General features: G+C 47.2%; 16 protein-coding genes and 1 pseudogene. 8 read left to right on the top strand and 9 right to left on the bottom strand.

All coding sequences use genetic code 11. From position 1 onward, the window contains the following. On the top strand, window positions 1–1,241 hold a 1,241-nt coding region (locus ADA01nite_RS12860; protein WP_146810466.1), incomplete at its 5' end, for a PAS domain S-box protein. A 99-nt stretch (window positions 1,242–1,340) separates the two neighbouring features. Here ADA01nite_RS12860 and ADA01nite_RS12855 read toward each other — a convergent pair. Together ADA01nite_RS12855 and ADA01nite_RS12850 are read right to left on the bottom strand one after the other, a co-directional pair. Beyond that, on the bottom strand, window positions 1,341–3,272 hold the full coding sequence (locus ADA01nite_RS12855) for a heavy metal translocating P-type ATPase (protein WP_146810464.1): 1,932 nt from the start codon (window positions 3,270–3,272) through the stop codon (window positions 1,341–1,343). Between the two features lie 578 nt (window positions 3,273–3,850). After that, entirely contained in the window at window positions 3,851–4,285 is a 435-nt protein-coding gene (locus ADA01nite_RS12850) for a Dps family protein (RefSeq protein WP_146810461.1), read from the bottom strand. Window positions 4,286–4,516: 231 nt separating this feature from the next. Between ADA01nite_RS12850 and ADA01nite_RS12845 the strand changes: the two genes are divergently transcribed. Next, entirely contained in the window at window positions 4,517–5,134 is a 618-nt protein-coding gene (locus tag ADA01nite_RS12845; RefSeq protein WP_146810459.1) for a TetR/AcrR family transcriptional regulator, read from the top strand. A 109-nt stretch (window positions 5,135–5,243) separates the two neighbouring features. Then, a complete protein-coding gene (locus ADA01nite_RS12840) occupies window positions 5,244–5,498 on the top strand; it encodes a DUF1507 family protein (RefSeq protein WP_146810456.1) in 255 nt (84 codons plus the stop codon). A 102-nt stretch (window positions 5,499–5,600) separates the two neighbouring features. Here the strand turns inward: ADA01nite_RS12840 and ADA01nite_RS12835 are convergent, their stop codons facing one another. Beyond that, on the bottom strand, window positions 5,601–6,557 hold the full coding sequence (locus ADA01nite_RS12835) for an ABC transporter substrate-binding protein (protein WP_146810472.1): 957 nt from the start codon (window positions 6,555–6,557) through the stop codon (window positions 5,601–5,603). Window positions 6,558–6,803: 246 nt separating this feature from the next. On the opposite strand from ADA01nite_RS12835, the gene ADA01nite_RS12830 reads away from it, so the two are divergent. Genes ADA01nite_RS12830 through ADA01nite_RS12820 form a run of 3 tightly spaced genes read left to right on the top strand, consistent with a single transcriptional unit; the run spans window position 6,804 to window position 9,666 of the window. Beyond that, the gene (locus ADA01nite_RS12830; protein ID WP_146810453.1) at window positions 6,804–7,814 is read left to right on the top strand and encodes a FecCD family ABC transporter permease; all 1,011 of its coding nucleotides are present in this window, start codon (window positions 6,804–6,806) and stop codon (window positions 7,812–7,814) included. After that, entirely contained in the window at window positions 7,811–8,848 is a 1,038-nt protein-coding gene (locus tag ADA01nite_RS12825; RefSeq protein ID WP_146810451.1) for a FecCD family ABC transporter permease, read from the top strand. The genes ADA01nite_RS12830 and ADA01nite_RS12825 overlap by 4 nt, the downstream gene beginning before the upstream one ends. A gap of 17 nt (window positions 8,849–8,865) precedes the next feature. Then, complete coding sequence (locus ADA01nite_RS12820) at window positions 8,866–9,666, top strand: ABC transporter ATP-binding protein (protein WP_146810450.1); 801 nt, start codon at window positions 8,866–8,868, stop codon at window positions 9,664–9,666. Here ADA01nite_RS12820 and ADA01nite_RS12815 read toward each other — a convergent pair. The 6 genes from ADA01nite_RS12815 to ADA01nite_RS12790 all read right to left on the bottom strand — a co-directional run bounded on the left by ADA01nite_RS12815 (window position 9,645) and on the right by ADA01nite_RS12790 (window position 16,103). After that, window positions 9,645–10,091: an ATP-binding protein gene (locus ADA01nite_RS12815; RefSeq protein WP_170230268.1), complete on the bottom strand. Its 447-nt coding sequence runs from the start codon at window positions 10,089–10,091 to the stop codon at window positions 9,645–9,647. The genes ADA01nite_RS12820 and ADA01nite_RS12815 overlap by 22 nt on opposite strands. Then, entirely contained in the window at window positions 10,082–10,540 is a 459-nt protein-coding gene (locus tag ADA01nite_RS12810) for a LytS/YhcK type 5TM receptor domain-containing protein (protein ID WP_146810446.1), read from the bottom strand. The genes ADA01nite_RS12815 and ADA01nite_RS12810 overlap by 10 nt, the downstream gene beginning before the upstream one ends. Further along, a complete protein-coding gene (locus tag ADA01nite_RS12805; protein WP_146810444.1) occupies window positions 10,507–11,292 on the bottom strand; it encodes a class I SAM-dependent methyltransferase in 786 nt (261 codons plus the stop codon). Before ADA01nite_RS12805 ends, ADA01nite_RS12810 begins: the two co-directional genes overlap by 34 nt. A 32-nt stretch (window positions 11,293–11,324) precedes the next feature. Further along, window positions 11,325–12,743, bottom strand: a complete 1,419-nt coding sequence (locus ADA01nite_RS12800; protein ID WP_246147327.1) for an amidase — start codon at window positions 12,741–12,743, stop codon at window positions 11,325–11,327. A gap of 66 nt (window positions 12,744–12,809) precedes the next feature. Continuing rightward, on the bottom strand, window positions 12,810–14,129 hold the full coding sequence (locus tag ADA01nite_RS12795) for an MFS transporter (RefSeq protein ID WP_146810441.1): 1,320 nt from the start codon (window positions 14,127–14,129) through the stop codon (window positions 12,810–12,812). A 264-nt stretch (window positions 14,130–14,393) separates the two neighbouring features. Continuing rightward, window positions 14,394–16,103, bottom strand: a complete 1,710-nt coding sequence (locus ADA01nite_RS12790) for a sigma 54-interacting transcriptional regulator (protein ID WP_146810439.1) — start codon at window positions 16,101–16,103, stop codon at window positions 14,394–14,396. A gap of 281 nt (window positions 16,104–16,384) precedes the next feature. On the opposite strand from ADA01nite_RS12790, the pseudogene ADA01nite_RS12785 reads away from it, so the two are divergent. Further along, window positions 16,385–18,443, top strand: a pseudogene (locus ADA01nite_RS12785) (molybdopterin oxidoreductase family protein). Further along, window positions 18,418–18,813 carry a hypothetical protein gene (locus ADA01nite_RS12780; RefSeq protein ID WP_146810437.1) on the top strand — a complete coding sequence of 132 codons (396 nt, stop codon included), beginning with the start codon at window positions 18,418–18,420 and terminating at the stop codon, window positions 18,811–18,813. Before ADA01nite_RS12785 ends, ADA01nite_RS12780 begins: the two are co-directional and overlap by 26 nt. The last annotated feature ends 64 nt before the right edge of the window (window positions 18,814–18,877 follow it).

Here is an 18,877-nt window from a genome sequence, read left to right as displayed (position 1 = left end):
TAGTGTCCGACAAATTTATTATGGAAATACTGGATCAGTCTGCGAATACGTATTTGATTAATGTTACCAAAGCACTCATATTTACGTTTATTACCGGAATTGTACTCTACATCGTAATTCGCCGGGATGTCATCTCCTCTCATCTCTCGAAACAGGCCTTAGAGGAGAAAGAAAAACAGTTGCGTGAAAGCGAGCAGCTGTACCGGCGGCTCGTAGAGCTCTCCCCTGACATGATTCTGGTCCATCAAGAAGGAAAATGTCTATTCATTAACACATCCGGTGCCCGCATGCTTGGCTATGATGACCCGCAGGAACTCATTGGTCAGTCGCTCTTCGATTATATCCATCCGGATTATCACGAAGGAGTCAAACAACGCATTCAAAAAATGATGAAAGAGAACATTTCCGCAGAGCCAGTTGAGGAAAAGCTCATTCATCGAGATGGCAGCATTCTTGACGTAGATGTGGCGGTCACACCGATTCAATACAACAAGCAGCCGGCCATAATGGGAGTGATTCGAGACATTACCGATCGCAAAAAGACCGAAGATGCGCTGCGCAAAGCCGACACCTTATCAATCGCCGGAAGCCTGGCGGCAGGGGTTGCGCATGAAATCCGCAACCCGTTAACCGTGCTGAAAGGATTCATCCAGCTGTTTAATCAGGAAGGAGACACACATTTTCCTTATTCGAAGATTATGCTGTCCGAGGTCGATCGTATCGAATTAATTATTAGCGACTTTTTGATGCTGGCCAAACCGCAGCATGTCCGTTTCAGCAAAAATTCTCTGCAGGAGATCGTCCAGCATACAATCAACCTCTTTGAAACGCAGGCCATTATGAAAAACGTCCGGATTATCCCCAATTACGGACCGGACCTGCCGCAGGTGGATTGCGAAGCTAATCAGCTAAAGCAGGTATTCATCAACATTTTAAAGAATGCGCTTGAAGCCATGCCCCAGGGAGGGAACATTCATGTTCGAGTTCTGCGCAAAGACGAAAAGCACATGCTCGTCCGCTTCTCCGATCAGGGTGTGGGGATCTCCCCGGAGAAAATTCAGCGGCTGGGTGAGCCCTTCTATACAACGAAAGAAAAAGGAACCGGGCTCGGTTTAATGGTAAGCTACAACATCATCAAAAACCACAAGGGCTATATTGAAGCATATAGCGAGCCCGGCGTTGGCACGACATTTGATATTATCCTGCCGATCTCTTCACAACAGAAAGCAGCAGAAGAATAAAAAAAGGAAAGAGAAGGAGAGGAAAGAAGAGCCCGGGAAGAAAAAGGCGTTCGCCTTTTTCCACATTGCACTCATCCCCTCATGGCTATTCTTTCTTTTTCATGAACTTTTCAGCAGACGCAGCCCATTTAAAATAACGAGAATGGTGCTTCCTTCATGTCCGATGACGCCGAGCGGGAGCGTCAGCGACTGCGCAAAGTTAGACAGGATAAGCAAAATGATGATGCCGAGCGAGAAGGCGATGTTTTGCTTGATAATCCGGCCCGCCTTTTTTCCCAGGCGAATCGCCACCGGAATTTTCGTCAGGTCATCATTCATCAGTACCAAATCAGCCGTATCAAGCGCTACGTCGCTGCCAGCATTCCCCATTGCGATACCGACCGAGGCGGTGGCCAGTGCAGGCGCATCATTGACCCCGTCACCAATCATCGCCACTTTGCCGTACTTCTCTTTCAACGCTTTCACGCTCTCGACTTTTTGCTGGGGAAGAAGCTCGGCATACACTTCGTCTACGCCTGCCTCGGCAGCCATCGCTTCGGCCGTTGACCGCTTATCCCCGGTAAGCATGACGACCGTAATTCCCAGCTCTCTTAACTGCGCCACTGTTTCTTTCGCTTCCGCGCGAAGCGTATCCTGCACTGCCAGCAGACCGGCAATTCCCCTGTCGTTTTGCGCGAAAATGACCGTCTTGCCTTCCGCTTCCAGACGTGAAAGCAAGCCGAACAGCTCTTTATTTTCGCTTGCCATGTCTACGAACGCTTCTTTTCCGACTTTCCATGTCTGGCCTTCAAATTCCGCCACGACGCCAAATCCTGTCACCGCCTGCAGATTCTGCGGACGTGCCAGCTGCCGGCCCGTATTTTGTGCCTTCTCGGTTATCGCCCGGCCAATCGGATGCTCGGAAAGACTTTCGATGGAACCGGTGATCCACAGCAGTTCTTCTTCACTATAATCCTGCAGCGGCACGATATCGGTCACCTGTGGACGACCCATGGTCAGCGTACCGGTTTTATCAAACGCAATCGCACGAACACCGGCTAAATTCTCTAGATGGGCCCCCCCTTTGAATAGCACCCCCCTGCGGGCACTATTCGAAATAGCAGACAGCATCGCCGGCATAATGGAAGCAACCAGCGCGCACGGAGATGCGACAACCAGAAATACCATCGCCCGGTACAGCGTCTCGGACCATGTCCAGCCCAGCGCATAGTGCGGTATCAGCATCAACAATAATGTGATACCGACGACCGTTTTGGCATACAGCCCTTCAAACCGTTCGATGAATTGCTGTGACGGCGGCATTTCGCTCTGGGCGTCCTGCACCAACTGAATGATTTTTGAAAACAGGCTGGATTCACTTTCGCTCCCGACCTCGATCAGAAGCGACCCTTCCCCGTTCAGTGTACCCGCAAATACGGTATCGTCCTTTTCCTTTTCTACCGGAATGGACTCACCGGTAATGGATGCCTGATTAACGGAAGAGACTCCTTCGCGAATCGTTCCGTCCGCCGGGATACGCTCGCCCGGTTTGACAATGATCAGATCGCCTACGCTCAGCTCTTCGATTTTGATGCGCGTCTCTACTCCGTCTTTATAGCGGAGGGCCGTCTCGGGTCTCAAATCCATCAGCGATTCGATATCACGGTAGCTGCGCGAGAGCGTGTAGCTTTCCAGCGCACCGCTCAGCGAGAAAATAAAGATTAAAATCGCCCCTTCAAACCAGTACCCGATGCTGGCCGCCCCGATGGCCGCCAACAACATGAGAAGGTTAACATCAAGCTCCCGCTCTTTGAACAGCGTGACAAGACCTTCTTTCGCTTTGGCATATCCTCCGATGAAGTATGCCAGCACATACAACACGAAAGACCACACTGTTCCGCTGCTCTGCGTCATCCACGCACCGAATGTCAGCACTCCGCATACGACTGCTGCGATGCCTTCCCCATGTCGTTTCAACGTCTGCTGCCAGTCCGTCCCGTTGTTCGGTTTCACCGATACAGCCGGCGCACATGTCGATTTTATTTCGTTCATTTCCGCTCACCTCTGATAATAAATCTCAATTTTTCTGCAGAAAGCACGAATGCTGCTATCGTAAACGACAGCAGCACACCCGATTTCTAATTAAGAATGATTTTCATTTTTTGTTCTAGGTTAATTTTTTTGCATATAGGCAATTCAATTATAATTATTATAATTTACTTTTACCCTATTGGGAAGTGGAAAAATTAAAAATAGGCGAATTTTCATTGACGCATCTTCTACACCACTTTATAATTGATGATAATAATTATTTTCAATTAAGGGGTGGATACCCGATGGATGTACACGTAATTGAAGCTGCTTTGTTTATGGTTCTGCTGATTTCTTCGCCGTTCTTGCTGTATTCATTCGCCAAGGCCGGGCATGAGGAGAAGCGATGAGAAAATATAAAGCCATCTTCCGTACATAAAAACGCTCTGGAATCCAGCTATGTTCCAGAGCGTTTCTTAACTGTTCTGTGAAAATCCTGAAATAAAGAAAGACGGAAGGAGAGAAAAAAGATCCAGGGAAGAAAAAGGCCGCTGCCTTTTTCTACGTTAAAATCCTCTCCTTATTCATTCCTCTGCATGTTATCCGAGGAATGAAGTAAGCATCCAGATATGTTTCTCAAGCGATGAGTGAATTGCAAGCAGCATATCCCCCGTCACTTCATCGTTCTCCTTGTCGGCTAATTCCATGCCTTCTTTCAGTTCTTTATTGATCTGTTCGAAATCATTGATGAGCGTTTGCACCATCTCACGTGCATCTTCTTTGTTCGTTGCTTCTTTTACCGAAGAGAGTTCAAGCGCCTCGCTCATCGTCGCTACCGGCGCGCCTTTTAAGGCCAGCAGGCGTTCAGCCAGCTCGTCGATATGAAGCGCCGCTTCGTTATAGAATTCTTCGAATTTCGCATGCAGCGTGAAGAACTGGCTTCCCTTCACATACCAGTGATAGTTGTGCAATTTTACGTACAGCACTGTCCAGTTGGCGATTTGTTGGTTCAATACTTCGGTAATGTTTTTCATTTTCCAACCTCCTGATATTGTTAATTTAGATATGTTGTTTATTTAAAATCATTATAATTAATTATACCAATTTTAGCAAATAAGTCAAGACACTAGAAGCAAAAATAACGGTAACAGTCGTAGTCTTACCTTAAAAATCAAAATTATAATCGCCTGTCTATATGGGTTTTCTTTTCTCACTACCCATGATATAACTGACTTACCAGTTATCTAAGTGAAAAGAGGACGATTATGAGCAAAAAACGAGGTCGGACAGAAAAAGGAGAAAAGAGCCGCCATCGTCTTATGGAGGCGGCGGCAGAAGAATTCGCCCGCAGTGGTTATCATGCGACCAAAGTCAGCGATATCGTGAAAGCGGCCGGCCTCACTCAGGCCGCGTTCTATTTGTATTTTCCGAGCAAAGAGGCGATACTTTCCGAGCTTGTAGCCGAATTTAAGCAGCAGTTGCGCGTATTCGGCGACTCCGGCAGCAATGTCACCGCGCTTGCTCCCTCTGACGTTCCTGCGAAGATGCGGCAAAACATTGAAGACGTGCTTACGTTTTTGCTAAAGAACCGCGAGCTTGTTCGTGTGGCACTGTACGAATCACCGGAAGCTACGGTGATTCATGAAGAGATTACAGGACTTATCCGTGAAAACGCCCGGAAGAATTGGCTGGCCGGCCATATCCGTGAAGGCCTTGCGCTTGATGTCGTCGCTGAATGCATATTTGCCACCATACACGCCTCCGCCGAACGCTGGCTGTTCAACGGAGAAAAAAGCGCGAAGCAGCTGGCGTCGGAAATCGCCGAAGTTCTGCAGTACGGCATGCTTGCCCATCGGCCGAAGAATGATCTCCCAAAAGCATAACGAAAGACTGCACATCTTCTCCTTTTTTGCTATACTCAAGATAAATGGCAAAAAAAATGACTTCCTTCTAAACAATGCAAGGATAGACAAGGAGAAGGTGGCTATTCCTATGAACGAAATAAAAGCACAAGCACTGCAACTGCTGAAAGCGGAAGCCGATAAAATCGAACACCTCATTGAGGTACAGCGCAGCAATCTGACAATGCCGAAATGCCCGCTGTATGAAGAAGTGCTCGATACGCAATTGTTCGGCCTTTCGCGCGTAATCGACTTTTTGACTCGCCTCGATTTGTTAAGCAAAGAAGAAGGAAAAGACATTTTGGACGAACTCGAAAAGCGGGTCTCAGCGAAAATCGGACAATAACCAAACAACCCAAACGCTGTACAATGCCGCGCAAAGCGATAAAAAGCGGGGAAACAAGTTGAGTGCTTGTTTCCCCGCTTTTGCTTTTTGCACTATCTAATATTACTGCTTTAAAAAGTATTTCTCCAAATCATCAAGCATCAGGTTGGCTGCTTTTATGCCGCCTGCCGTATTCCAGATAACATCATCCACTTTGTGGGCCTGCCCCTTCTTCACGACACTTAGATTCTTCCACAGCGGATCATTCGTCCACTCTTTCTCGGCTTGCGATGCCTGGCCGTCACCTGTTTCATATGTGAAATAGAATAGAATGTCGCCGTCCATTTCCGGGATACGTTCTTTCGTCACCTCATCGGCAAACTCATCTTTGTCCTGTGCAGCCGGACGGGCAAAGCCAATTTCATTAAGAATGATACCTGAGAATGTATCTTTGTAATAAATACGTGTTTTCCCTGTCATGAAACGGACAACGGATACTTTCGTGGAAAGCTTATCCCCGGCCTTTTGCTTGAAGTCAGCGATGCGCTTATCCCAATCAGCCAGCAATTTGTCACCTTCCGCCTTTTTGTTCAGCGCCTCGGCATACAGCTTGAAATTGTCCTTCCAGGCACCACGCAACTCTTCGCTAAATACAGTCGGTGCAATGGCGGAGAGCTGCTGATAAATTTTCTCTTGACGCATTTTATTGCCCAGAATCAAGTCCGGCTTCAACGCGGCAATTTTCTCCAGGTTCGGTTGATGTTCGTCTCCTACTACCGTTACACCTTCCATGTCTTTGGCGATATGCTTATAGAACGGTTCATCCGTCCCTGTCCACGATTTCACCGCACCGACCGGCTTTACGCCAAGCGCCAGCAACGCTTCCGTACCTTCATTGGTAAGAATAACCACTTTTTGCGGATGCTCCGGCACTTTTGTCTCTCCCATTGCATGTTTTACCGTGCGGGTCGCTTCTTCCTTCTTCGTCTCTTCCCCGCCTTTTTCAGAGACGGTTTGCTGTGAGCCGCATCCGGCGACAAATACTGCAAAAGCGAGCAGCATAGCCAGAAATGTAAACATATTTCTTTTCTTTCGTGCGTATGTAGCAAACACAGTTGTTCTCCCCTTTATTTTCATATTTGATAATGATTATCATTAACTTTTTTTATCCTATCTGCTCTGCTTCTTTTTGTCAATAGAATATGCTAAATAAGTGATAATGAATCTCAAAATCATTGACAGATCCCTTGGATGCCCGTAAACTTTATCAATGAATTGAAAAATAAATATACATCATATTAGATGAAGACGGAAGTAGGAAAAGGGATGAAAGTTTTACTGCCAAACATTCAATTAAAAATTGCAGGGCTTCTCATCGGCGCCATTCTTCTTGTGTCTGCGGTATACGCCAGTATCGTGTTTGGCGTCATCCACACAAGCTGGCGCACGCTGCTGGAAGCCTATACAAATTTTTCGGGAACGAACGAGCATATCGTCATTAGGGAAGCCCGGATTCCCCGGGCGCTGATTGCGGTCGCTGTCGGAATGTGCCTTGGTATCTGCGGGGTGCTCATCCAGGCGCTTACACGTAATCCGATGGCTGATGTCGGCATTCTTGGGATCAATGCCGGAGCATCGCTTGTCATTGTCATTGCCGTTGCCTTCTTTTCTGTCAGCACACTGACCGCGCTGACATGGATTGGCTTTTTCGGAGCGGCGTTAAGCGGAATCGCCGTTTATGCGCTCGGTTCGTTAGGCCGGGAAGGAGCAACGCCGCTTAAGCTTACGCTGGCAGGCGCGGCGATGTATGCGCTCGCTTCTTCGTTTACACAGGGCATTCTATTAATAAGGGAGTCAGCTATGGAAGAAGTGCTGTTCTGGTTGGCCGGATCAGTGGCCGGACGCAAACTGGACGTTCTCGTATCCGTGCTTCCTTATATGGCGGTGGCAATTGCGGCATCGTTCGTTATCGCCGGACCGATGAATACGCTACGGCTCGGAGAAGACGTAGCCAGAGGGGTCGGTCAGCGGACTGCGCTTGTCAAAGTAGCGGCAGGTCTTCTGATTGTCATACTGGCCGGCAGCTCCATCGCAGTCGCCGGACCCATTAGCTTTATTGGACTTATCATTCCGCACATCGCGCGTGCGATCGTTGGTATTGATATGCGCTGGATGGTAGCGTACAGCGCGCTGCTCGGTGCGATTTTGTTATTGCTTGCGGACATTGCGGCCCGTTTCGTGGCTATGCCGAAAGAGCTGCCGATCGGAGTTATGACCGCACTGCTCGGGGCGCCGTTCTTTATTTATGCGGCACGGAAAGGAGCGGCGCAGTCATGAGAAAGTATGTATATGTACGAGGCAAGAGGTGGCCGTTCTCTTTCCTGATCGACAAACGCGCCGTGATCATCACTCTACTATTTTTGCTGCTTACACTGGCATTATTTCTCCTGAGCGTAGGAATAGGAGATTTCTTTATTCAACCGACGGATGTAATGAAGACACTGCTCGGCATCGGAGCGGCTGAACATGCATTGATTATCCAGACGTTCCGCCTGCCGCGCGTGCTCACAGCCATACTGGTGGGGGCCTGCCTGGCAGTATCGGGAGCCATTCTTCAAGGAATGGTACGCAATCCGCTTGCCTCTCCCGACCTGCTCGGCATTACAGGCGGAGCATCTGTTGCAGCCATTGGATTCATCATGCTATTTCCTACAGCTTCTATTCAATGGCTCCCGGTATCGGCGCTGTTCGGCGCGGGAATCGTGACCGTACTTATCTATATGCTAGCCTGGAAAAAAGGCGTAAGCGCCCTGCGGCTTGTCCTTATTGGAGTAGGCATCCAATCGTGCATGTCGGCACTCACTACCCTGCTGCTGGTTACCAGTCCGATTTATCTGACAAGCAAAGCTATGGTGTGGCTAACAGGAAGCGTATACGGAACGAATTGGAACGATGTTCTTACCCTTCTGCCGTGGACGCTGGTGTTTATCCCAATGGCATTCCTTCTCGGACGGAACATCAACATCCAGCAATTGGGGGACGAGGTAGCCCAGGGCGTCGGACACCATGTGGAACGGCAGAGAGCTCTGCTGCTGTTCCTCTGTGTAGCGCTTGCGGGGGCAGCAGTTGCCATCGGCGGTGCGATCGGTTTTGTTGCCCTGCTTGCGCCGCAAATCGCGCGCAAGCTGGTCGGTCCTTCATTCGGTGCTTTGCTGCCGGTAGCGGCTCTGTCCGGTTCCTTTATCGTTGTCTGTGCCGACCTGATTGCCCGCGTCGCGCTCCCGCCGCTCGATTTGCCTGTCGGCATTTTCACATCGGCCATTGGCGCACCGTTCTTTATGTACTTACTGTATAAATACCGCAACCAATAGAAAGGGGTTATTGATATATGAAAACATTAGCGGCAGAAAAGCTGACCCTCGCTTATGGAAACCGTACCATTATCCGGGAACTGGATATAACGATTCCAGAGGGAAAAATCACCGTTTTTATCGGAAGCAATGGATGCGGCAAATCCACGCTGCTTCGTTCACTGGCCCGCCTGCTAAAGCCGTCTGCAGGCTCAATCATTCTGGACGGCCAAAGCATTTCCCGGCTGTCAACCAAGGAAGTGGCGCGACGTCTTGCGATTCTGCCGCAAACGACCGGTGCTCCCGAAGGACTGACCGTGCTGCAGCTTGTTAAACAGGGACGCTATCCTTATCAATCGTGGCTTCAACAATGGTCGAAAGAAGACGAAAAGACAGTCCAATGGGCGCTTGAAGTAACACGATTGACTGAACTTGCGGAACGCCCGGTTGACTCCCTGTCCGGCGGTCAGCGCCAGCGCGCCTGGATCGCGATGGTGCTGGCCCAGGGTACAAATGCGCTGTTGCTTGATGAGCCAACCACCTATCTGGATATGACGCACCAGATTGAAGTGCTCGATATCCTGGCCGATTTGAACCGCAGCGAAAAACGCACCATTGTCATGGTGCTGCACGACATCAACCTCGCCTGCCGGTATGCCGATCATATCGTCGCACTGCAGGATCAGAATGTGTATGCGGAAGGAAGACCGGAAGACATTATTACGGAACAGCTCGTTCGCTCCGTCTTCCATCTCGATTGCCGTATTATCAACGACCCGATTTACGGTACGCCGATGTGCGTCCCATACAGCAAACATCATAACCACCACGTTTTATAAGTACAGGCAAAAAGACGGAGCATCACGAAATGCGCTCCGTCTTTCTTTCCTTCTATTCGTAAACAAGGAAAACTCGCGAGCATCGGAAGAATAATAGAAAAATGAGTGCCCTTTCCCTTCTCGCTTCTCACTTCTACTCTGCCATTCCACGCCTCTACAATCCGATAGCACACCATTAAACCTAAGCCGGTCCCCTTTTCTTTCGTCGAATAGAAAGGATTGCCCAACCGCCTGACTTCTTCCGGGGTCATTCCTTTGCCTGTATCAATGATATCAATGACGATATGTTCTGCCCGGCGGAAAACCCGCACCGTCAGAACGCCTCCTTCAGTCATCGCTTCCACACCGTTTTTCATCATGTTAATCATGCACTGGGAGAACTTTGAACGGTTCAGTATAAGACACAGGTCCTCTTCTATTTCCATATTATTTCTACATTTTTCAGCAGCGCATACGATGTCATTACACCGGCCAGCTGAATCAGTGAATACTCGAACGAAAAGTGGAGAAATTTCATTTGCGTCTTCGCCTCTTCCTGCATGCTCAGCAGGCTTCCGAAAATAACAAGCGAGGAAGAAAGCAGCGCAAGCCACATAGCGATCTTGTGCCGTTTTTCCCTGTCCGATTTTTGAAAGCATGAAAACATAAAGACGACGAAGCATGTAACCACCGGATATATATACAATGTCGTGTAAAAACCGTCTCCCCCCAGATAGTACCTGTATAGAAGAAGGACCGCGAGCGCAAACAATCCTGCTTCATACCCACAGTATAATATAGTAATTATCAATGGGATGGAGCGCATATCAAAAAGTTTAATGTAGAAAAAGGCGCCTGACATCAGGCGCCCGATTTTTCCAGAAGAACCATCCACTCGTCTACCTGCAGCGACACGACCTTTCCATCCTGCATGTGTACGGAGAAGTACTCTTTTATTTCTTTTTCCGCTTCCGTCAGCAGCTTCTCCACCTTTTCGACCTGCTGCCCATCGCTTGCCGTACGCGCCGCCCATACTGGAAAGTCGTATGTCTTCCTGCGGAACGATGAACGGCGCTCCGTTAATCCCGATGCGGCAAACAGCGCGCCCCACTCCTCGATTGACAGGCAGCGCACATGGCTTTCATCTCTCATTTTTTCTACCTTGTTCATAAACAGCGCCAGTTTCTTATCCACCGGCGCAACATTGTCGATCATCAGGAACCGGCCACCCGGTTTGAGTACGCGGGCCACTTCCTGTACAAACCGCTCCGGTGCCGGGAAATGGTGCGGCGCAATCCGACATGTTACCGCATCGAATGTTGCGTCCAGAAACGGCAGCGCCTCCGCATCAGCCACCACATACCAGATGTTCGAATGTTTTGTCTTCAAATGCCCGGCTGCCTGTGCCAGCATCTGCGGCGTAAGATCGGTGGAGAATACATGCGCTACATGAGGAGCCAGCGTCCCGGCTACATGTCCTCCGCCTGTGGCCACATCAAGCGCCACCCAATCCGGTCGCGGCGCAAGCCACTCCACAAGCATAGCCAGATCACTGCCCTTTGCGTGCGACGCGCTCGTTACGTATTTCTCCGCGTTTTTTCCGAACTGCCGCTTCACCGTTTCTTTCCTATTGTCCTGCTCGTACATCCTATCCCTCCGCTTTTCAATTTATATCTGTCTTATCCTTCTTCAATCTCCCATTTTAGAGAAAAAATGCCCGCCGCATCTTCAAAAGCAGCACCGAACTGGTATAGTACCGCTTCGTCAAAAGACCGTCCGATTAACTGCAACCCAATCGGCAAACCTGTATCCGAAAAACCGCATGGAACAGACAGGCTAGGCAGACCAGTCAAACTGGTCGGACCTGTCAGGCGCAGTAAAGCAGAGCGCACCTGCTCCTTCCGTTTCTCCACTTGAATCTCCCGCTGTCCGATTTCAGGAGGCAGAATAGGAAGCGTTGGGGCTGCCAACACATCCACACGTTTAAAAATCTTGTTAAGCGATTCTGAAATATTCTGACGAATCTGCTGAGCTTTTACATATTCGTATCCTTTTGCTTCAGAGCTTAATACGAGGCGCTCCAGCACTTCCGGATGAAAATTCTCCGCTTCTTGTTCTATATGTTCTTCATGAACGGCATATGCCTCACTTTGCAGCGTCTTTAACTGCGCCCATGAAGCATGGGAAAGCGCAGGAATATCAACCGTCTCAAGCTCTGCCCCCATTCTCTGAAAGATGGTCAACGCTTCTTCCATTCGCTTTCTCACCTCATCAGAGAGAGAGTCAAAATAGAAAGTCGAAGGCACCCCTATCACTTTCCCTCTTACACTTTCTCCGATATGGCGTGTAAAATCTTCTTCTCCACGTTGAGCCGAGTATGAATCCTGCCGATCATATCCTGCTAACACATTTAATAGAAGGGCATTGTCTCTTATCGTTCTTGTCATTGGTCCAACATGATCCAGCGTGAATCCTAACGGATACACTCCATGCTTACTTACCCGCCCAAAAGTAGGCTTCATCCCTACGATTCCGCAGGCTGAAGAAGGAATCCGAATTGAGCCGCCGGTATCGGTACCTAGAGCGCCGAAACAAAGAGCGGACGCGACGGCTGCTGCAGAACCACTGCTTGAGCCGCCTGACATTTTATTTAAATCGTATGGATTTCGAACCGGTCCGAAATGAGAGACATCCCCTGTAGGACCATAGGCAAATTCATGTGTATTCAGCTTCCCGATAATAATAGCTCCTGTATCTTTCAATTTATGCACAACCGTTGCGTCAAAATCCGGAACAAAACGTTCATAGATTTTCGAACCCATGGTGGTTCTAATTCCCTTTGTATAAATTAAATCTTTCAGCCCGATTGGGACCCCGTGAAGAGGCCCTCTCCATTTCCCATTTGCGATTTCTGATTCTGCTTTTTTGGCGGAGTCCATTGCTTCTTCATAAGTTACCGTTATAAATGCATTGATTGCAGGATTTACCCTTTCAATTCGCTTCAAAAGCTGCTCCACAATCTCTACAGGCGATATTTCTCTGTGGCGAATTTTCGTTGATAAGGCTGAAATATCCAGCTTCAGAACATCCTGATTCAATACTCCATCTCTCCTCCCGTTTTTACCTCTAAAATCCTGAGTCTCCATGGAATTTGTACACATCTACTATGTTATCGGCTTCTCTCCGACTACTTTGTTTGTTCTTCCCGGATTTACAAATAACATAGCAATCATACCGACGGCAGAGGCTACAGCCGCAGCAATGAACATCGCTTTATATCCGCTGCTTGCTACAAGCGCTCCTGTTAACGTAGGTGCAACAATGGTAGCAATATTCGTAAAAAAGTGGGTAACTCCACCGAAGGTTCCGGCTTTGGAGGGCTCGGTATCAATAATAACCGTCCAATATACAGAATTCGGTAGAAAGTTAAAAGCATTGCCGATAGCCATAAGCGCAAGAACCGCTCCCACGCTATCCACGACAGGAATTAACATGAAACAAACGGCTGTAAAAAACAGGGACACTACAGCCAAACCGGATCTGGCAATTCGGAGATTTCCAGTTTTGCGGCGAAGGGCATCAGAGATTCTTCCACCAAGCAGTACCGTAACACAGGCACCAATCCAGGGAACCATTCCCAAATACCACAAAGAAGCCAGCTTAAAATTAAATGTATCCTGCAAATATTTCGGAGTCCACGTTAAAATCAAGAAATTTACGTATTGAAAAGCGAAATAGCCTATCGCGTTCATTACAAGCGTTGGATTCTTAAAAAAATGATACCAAGGGACAGGGACTTGCTTGGCTTCTGCCAAACTCGTCTCCGATTCCAATAAGTCCTCCTTTGAACGAATCTCGGCCAGCTCTGCCTTTGATACCCGAGGATGATCTTCCGGAAGATCCGTAAACATTTTGGACCAGACAATGACCCAGATTAATCCGATAATACCGAGAATCAAAAACATCGTTTTCCAATCTGTTACCGATAATAGTGCGACAGCAATCGGGGCGGTTAGCATGGCTCCAAGAGGAGTTCCCAGCAATCCGAGTGCGGTAGCAAACCCTTTTTCTTTCGGAGCAGCCCAGTTTGCCATCGTCTTGTTAATTGTTGAAAAGGTTGGTCCTTCAGCCAATCCAAACAGTATGCGGAATACCGCAAACCCTGTTAAAGCGGATCCACCGAACAGCGCCATCCCTATGTCTCCTGCATAAGCCGTTCCAATTTCGAAGAGGGACCAAGCTGTACCCGCCAACAGCCAAACGTATCTTGGTCCCTTCTTATCGGCAAGCATACCGCCGAACAATGCACCAAACATATATCCGTAGCCGAAATAGCCCAAAATCTCTCCCCATGATTTAGGATCTAATCCGAACTCATCGATAATGGATTTCTGTGCATAAGAAATCGCTCCCCGGTCCACATAATTAACGACGGTCATAAATACAATCATTGCCATAATCAAATAACGATACTTTCCATTCATGTTGCTTTTCACCAGCCTTTTATTTTTAGATAATTGGCAGCGGTTCCGTAAAAATGATAGCTTAAAATTCCAATAAACCTATGCCCTTGTCTTTATATAACATAGTGGTTTGAAATCTAACAATAGTAGATATATTAAAAATATATGCAATTATGCATAATTTTTACCTAGGGCAACATGATATCTTTACTTTTTTCTATGTCTAAATCCCAAAACAAGATCTTATGCATAAAAAAATAAAACCTATGCAATATTGCATAGGTTTTATTTTTTTATCACTTTGTTTAATTTTCTGCTTATCGTCGACTGATTTACTTCCAGAACTGCAGCGATTCTCGTTGTAGACTTATATTGCTTTTGTGCCAATGTTAACAGTTCCTTCTCCAGCAACTCTACCGCTTCTTTTAAAGGAATAATCGCGTTTACTTGTATGGCTTTTTGATTGTTCGTATTTCTATATACGTAATCAGGTATATACTCTCCGCTAATCCAATCGTCTTCAGCTGTCACCAGCAGCCTTTCCGTAAGATTCTGCAACTCGCGAACGTTACCAGGCCATTCATACTCCTGTAGAACCTTCAAAAGCTCTGGCTTAAACTTTTTTTCCATCCCGTATTTCTGATTCAATTTCTTCATGAAATGAACAACTAAGGGAATAATGTCTTCTTTTCGTTCACGAAGAGGTGGAATAGAAATTGGTACTACATTCAGTTGGTAATAGAAATCTTGTCTAAACTTTCCTGATTGAACTCTCTCTTCCAGATCATGCATCGTAGCGGCAATCACCCTTGGATTTACTTCAATTGGCTTTTTGCCGCCGACCCGCGTTATTCTTTTTTCCTGAATGGCGCGAAGCAACTTTACCTGCAAAGCTAGAGGAATTTCTTCAATTTCTTCTAAAAACAATGTTCCTTCATTCGCCATTTCAATAGAACCCAATTTCACTTCCTTTCCGTCTTCCCAGCCAAACAGCTCCGTTTCCAGAAACGTCTGGGGAATGGCGCCGCAATGAACCGTAATAAACGGCCCCTCATTTCGCCCGCTCCATTTATGGATATAAGAAGCAATCATTTCTTTTCCTGTTCCCGATTCCCCTACTAGAAGAACAGTAGAATCCACCTTGGCCACTTTCTGAGCAAGAGAAATCACCTTCTCCATCCTCTCACTTCGATAAATCATTTCTCCGTCAAACTCTTTTTTAGTGCGAAGGTCCATAATTTCCTTTCGGTACCCTTCAGTCAATTGTTTTAACATCTCGATTTCGGATTGAAGCTGGCTTACCTCTGTAATATCCCGGGATGCATTCACTACGCGAATAATGCGGTTCTCTTCGTCCTTTATAGGAGTGCCGACAACTTTTAACCGACGACCCGTCTTTGTCGTCTGTATCATTGAAACTTGTTCCTGCCTCTCCAGCACAAGACGGGTGACGGATGGATAGAAAACTCCCTCTCTCTCCAATTGGTACGTGCTTTTTCCGATTAACTCCTCTTCCTTATACCCCCATAACCTCTCACACGCCGAGCTTACCCGGAGTGTAATTCCGTTTCCGTCCGAAACGTAAATAACATCATACGAGATATCGAAAATGGCTTTTAAATCCAGACTTAAATTTTTGTATAAATCAAGTTCTTTGACTGTTTTCTCCAGAGTCGAAATATGTTGAAAGACCAAGACACTGCCTTCTGTGTTTTCCTGCTCGTAAAGTGGCAACCTCTGAGCTAAAAACGTCTCCTCTCCAATCGAGAAGTGAAAATTCTCTTCCATTTCCATTGGTGATTTTCCAGAAATAGATGAAAAAACATCTCCCAAGAATGAAAATCTCTTTTCTTCCGGTTCCAGCATAGAATATAAACGTTCAGAGGCAAAGCGATTCATGTAAAGAATTCGGTCACCCCCACTCAAGAATATAATCCCCAATGGAATCGAATCGAATAAATGGAAATGGGAAGGCTTCCTGGTTTCATTCCCCATAGTATCTCTCCTTCATAGCTGGTGAACTCATAGCAAGGTAACGATATTCAAAATTATCATATATCACCTTACACCTCATCCTATCTCTTTTCAAGATATCCTGTTTTTATGTATAAAAATGTACTAACAGGAAACCCTCTAACTAATTCTTATGATTATAGCTATTATTCTTTAGATACGATTTTAAAAAAGCGAAAATAATGGACATAGTAAGCGGGGTGTAGGTAAACGTGGGCCATGATACCTTTTCCTTTCATATCAATAATAAGGAATGCAAGGCGATTGCCGGGCAAAATATTCTGGATACTGCCAAAGCGCACGATTGTTACATACCGGACATTTGCTATCATTCTCAGTTAGGTGCCATTCAAACGTGCGATACATGTCTTGTCGAAGTAGACGGTGAGCTGGTACGGTCGTGTGCTACGCATGTATCACCGGGAATGCGTGTTACGACTGATTCAAATGCAGTAAAAGAAGCGCAATTAGAAGCGATGTCCCGTATCTTACGAAATCATGAATTGTACTGTACGGTTTGCGATAACAACAACGGGATCTGCACGTATTGCGGCGTAGGATGCAGTTTCGAAGTATGGACAAAGGATCGGCATATTTTAAGAATTGAACCGCAGGAGCATGCGCCGGTCAACGGCGTTTCCACATGCGTAAAAGGAAAATGGGGGTGGGATTTTGTAAATAGCGAAGAGAGATTGACAAAGCCTTTAATCCGAAAAGGAGATACGTTTGTTGAATCAACCTGGGATGAAGCCCTTACTCTCATTGCGGAAAAAATGTCCGGCATTAAAGACAAATACGGACCTGGCTCGATTGGCTATATTGCCTCATCGAAGTGCAGCAACGAAGAAAATTATCTCTTTCAGAAGTTTGCCCGCGCAATTATGCAGAGCAATAATGTGGATAACTGCTCGCGTTATTGCCAGTCCCCCGCCACTGCAGGACTGCTTCGCACGGTAGGAATCGGGGGAGATTCAGGAACGATACAGGATATCGCAAAGGCCGATCTGACGATTGTGATAGGCGCCAATCCGGCGGAATCCCACCCGGTTTTAGCCACCCGCATTAAGCGCGCCCATAAGCTGTACGGTCAAAAACTCATCGTGGCCGATTTACGCAAAAATGAACTGGCCGAGCGAGCCGATATATTTCTTCATCCGAATCCGGGTACCGACCTTATTTGGATATCCACAATTACGAAATACATTATCGACCAGGAATTCATAAAAAAAAACAGCAACGATGATTCACGAAGCAAAATCAATCTGTATCCTCTGGGCGATGGATGTGACTCAGCATATGGGTGCGACTGACACGAGCACAGCCATATCCAACCTGCTGTTGATTACCGGTAATTATGGGCGGCCTGGTACAGGAGCGTATCCATTACGCGGACATAACAATGTCCAGGGGGCCTGCGATTTTGGAACAATGCCCGCCTGGTTCCCGGGATATGAGCCAATACAGGATGATAAAGTACGAGCTCGCTATGAGCAAGCATGGGGAGTAAGTTTGCCGAAGGAACCGGGTTATGATAAACACCAGATGGTCGAAGGAATTCACATGGGAGCAAATTGGAATTATACGCATCCAAGCGAGATTATGGCAGAAGCCGCCCGTCTTGCTCCCGTGTTTGCGGGGGTAAGCTATGAGCGGCTTGAGGGCTGGAACAGCCTGATGTGGCCGGTCGCACCGGACGGCAAAGATACGCCTCTATTATATACGGATACGTTCGCCTTTCCTGACGGGAAAGCCAAACTATTCCCGGTTAACCGGACACCGCCATTCAAACCAGGAAAAGAATATGACCTGCGTTTAAACAACGGGCGAATACCGGAACATTTCCATGAAGGAAACATGACGTACAGGTCAGAAGGTATTCGTCACAAAGTGCCGTCTGTCTGGCTGGAGATATCTCCAGAACTGGCACAGGAGCGCAATATAAAAGATGGCGCGCTTGTACGTTTAACGTCCCCATATGGACAGGTGGAAGTACCGGTCCTCATTACGGACCGTGTTAAAGGGAATGAACTATACCTACCGATGAATACAAGAAAAGATAATGAGGCTGTAAATCGCTTGACAAGCAGTTACCATGATATCGTAACCCACACGCCAAACTTTAAGGAGATGGATGTACAACTGGAGATTCTTGAACCCGAAGGAGAAATTCCATTGCCGCGGCAGAATCACCGCTTTGGCAACCGTGTCCCGCAGGTTGGCGTAAAAGTTGAAGAAAAATGGAGCCGCCCGGGATACGTCCCTGTTGCGGATACAGTGACAAAAAAGGAGGGTGCTTATGGCAAGGGCAATTTCAGAGATTAAAAGGCAAATCCCAACCGAGGCTCAACAGCAGGCAGCATCCGTTGAGGAAATCTTAAAAGTTTTGAGCGATAACAAAAATTCAGTGATGGCGTTCCTTGATATTATCAAAGAGATGCATAAATCAGGGATTTTCGATATCCTGCAAGGACTTCTCAAAAACAAAAATGAAGTGGCCAAAATAGGCTTCGATTTCGTACAGGTAGCAGGCATCCCTTCTATGATGAAAAGCGGAATTGTCGCCATGCAGTTTTTACGCAACCTGGATCCGCTTAAAGTCCATATGCTGTTAAACGGACTCAATCAGGGTTTGAAGCACGAGATTTGGATGCTTCATTTTAAACCGGAAAGGGGGAGGCATCTGCGTGATTAAAGTATGCGAAATTTGCGGGGATCTGGAAAGGCAATCTGAAGAATCGGCAATCGGGATGGAGGAC

Origin of the sequence: Aneurinibacillus danicus (assembly GCF_007991215.1) — a bacterium.
GTDB classification, from domain to species: domain Bacteria; phylum Bacillota; class Bacilli; order Aneurinibacillales; family Aneurinibacillaceae; genus Aneurinibacillus; species Aneurinibacillus danicus.
This window is presented reverse-complemented; position numbering and strand designations above follow the sequence as displayed.

Excerpts from the sequence above, each read along its gene's own strand:
- ADA01nite_RS12855 (WP_146810464.1), bottom strand. The coding sequence starts at position 3,272 with ATGAACGAAATAAAATCGACATGTGCGCCGGCTGTATCGGTGAAACCG.
- ADA01nite_RS12850 (WP_146810461.1), bottom strand. The coding sequence starts at position 4,285 with ATGAAAAACATTACCGAAGTATTGAACCAACAAATCGCCAACTGGACA.
- ADA01nite_RS12845 (WP_146810459.1), top strand. The coding sequence starts at position 4,517 with ATGAGCAAAAAACGAGGTCGGACAGAAAAAGGAGAAAAGAGCCGCCAT.
- ADA01nite_RS12840 (WP_146810456.1), top strand. The coding sequence starts at position 5,244 with ATGAACGAAATAAAAGCACAAGCACTGCAACTGCTGAAAGCGGAAGCC.
- ADA01nite_RS12835 (WP_146810472.1), bottom strand. The coding sequence starts at position 6,557 with ATGTTTACATTTCTGGCTATGCTGCTCGCTTTTGCAGTATTTGTCGCC.
- ADA01nite_RS12830 (WP_146810453.1), top strand. The coding sequence starts at position 6,804 with ATGAAAGTTTTACTGCCAAACATTCAATTAAAAATTGCAGGGCTTCTC.
- ADA01nite_RS12825 (WP_146810451.1), top strand. The coding sequence starts at position 7,811 with ATGAGAAAGTATGTATATGTACGAGGCAAGAGGTGGCCGTTCTCTTTC.
- ADA01nite_RS12820 (WP_146810450.1), top strand. The coding sequence starts at position 8,866 with ATGAAAACATTAGCGGCAGAAAAGCTGACCCTCGCTTATGGAAACCGT.
- ADA01nite_RS12815 (WP_170230268.1), bottom strand. The coding sequence starts at position 10,091 with ATGGAAATAGAAGAGGACCTGTGTCTTATACTGAACCGTTCAAAGTTC.
- ADA01nite_RS12805 (WP_146810444.1), bottom strand. The coding sequence starts at position 11,292 with ATGTACGAGCAGGACAATAGGAAAGAAACGGTGAAGCGGCAGTTCGGA.
- ADA01nite_RS12795 (WP_146810441.1), bottom strand. The coding sequence starts at position 14,129 with ATGAATGGAAAGTATCGTTATTTGATTATGGCAATGATTGTATTTATG.
- ADA01nite_RS12790 (WP_146810439.1), bottom strand. The coding sequence starts at position 16,103 with ATGGGGAATGAAACCAGGAAGCCTTCCCATTTCCATTTATTCGATTCG.
- ADA01nite_RS12780 (WP_146810437.1), top strand. The coding sequence starts at position 18,418 with ATGGCAAGGGCAATTTCAGAGATTAAAAGGCAAATCCCAACCGAGGCT.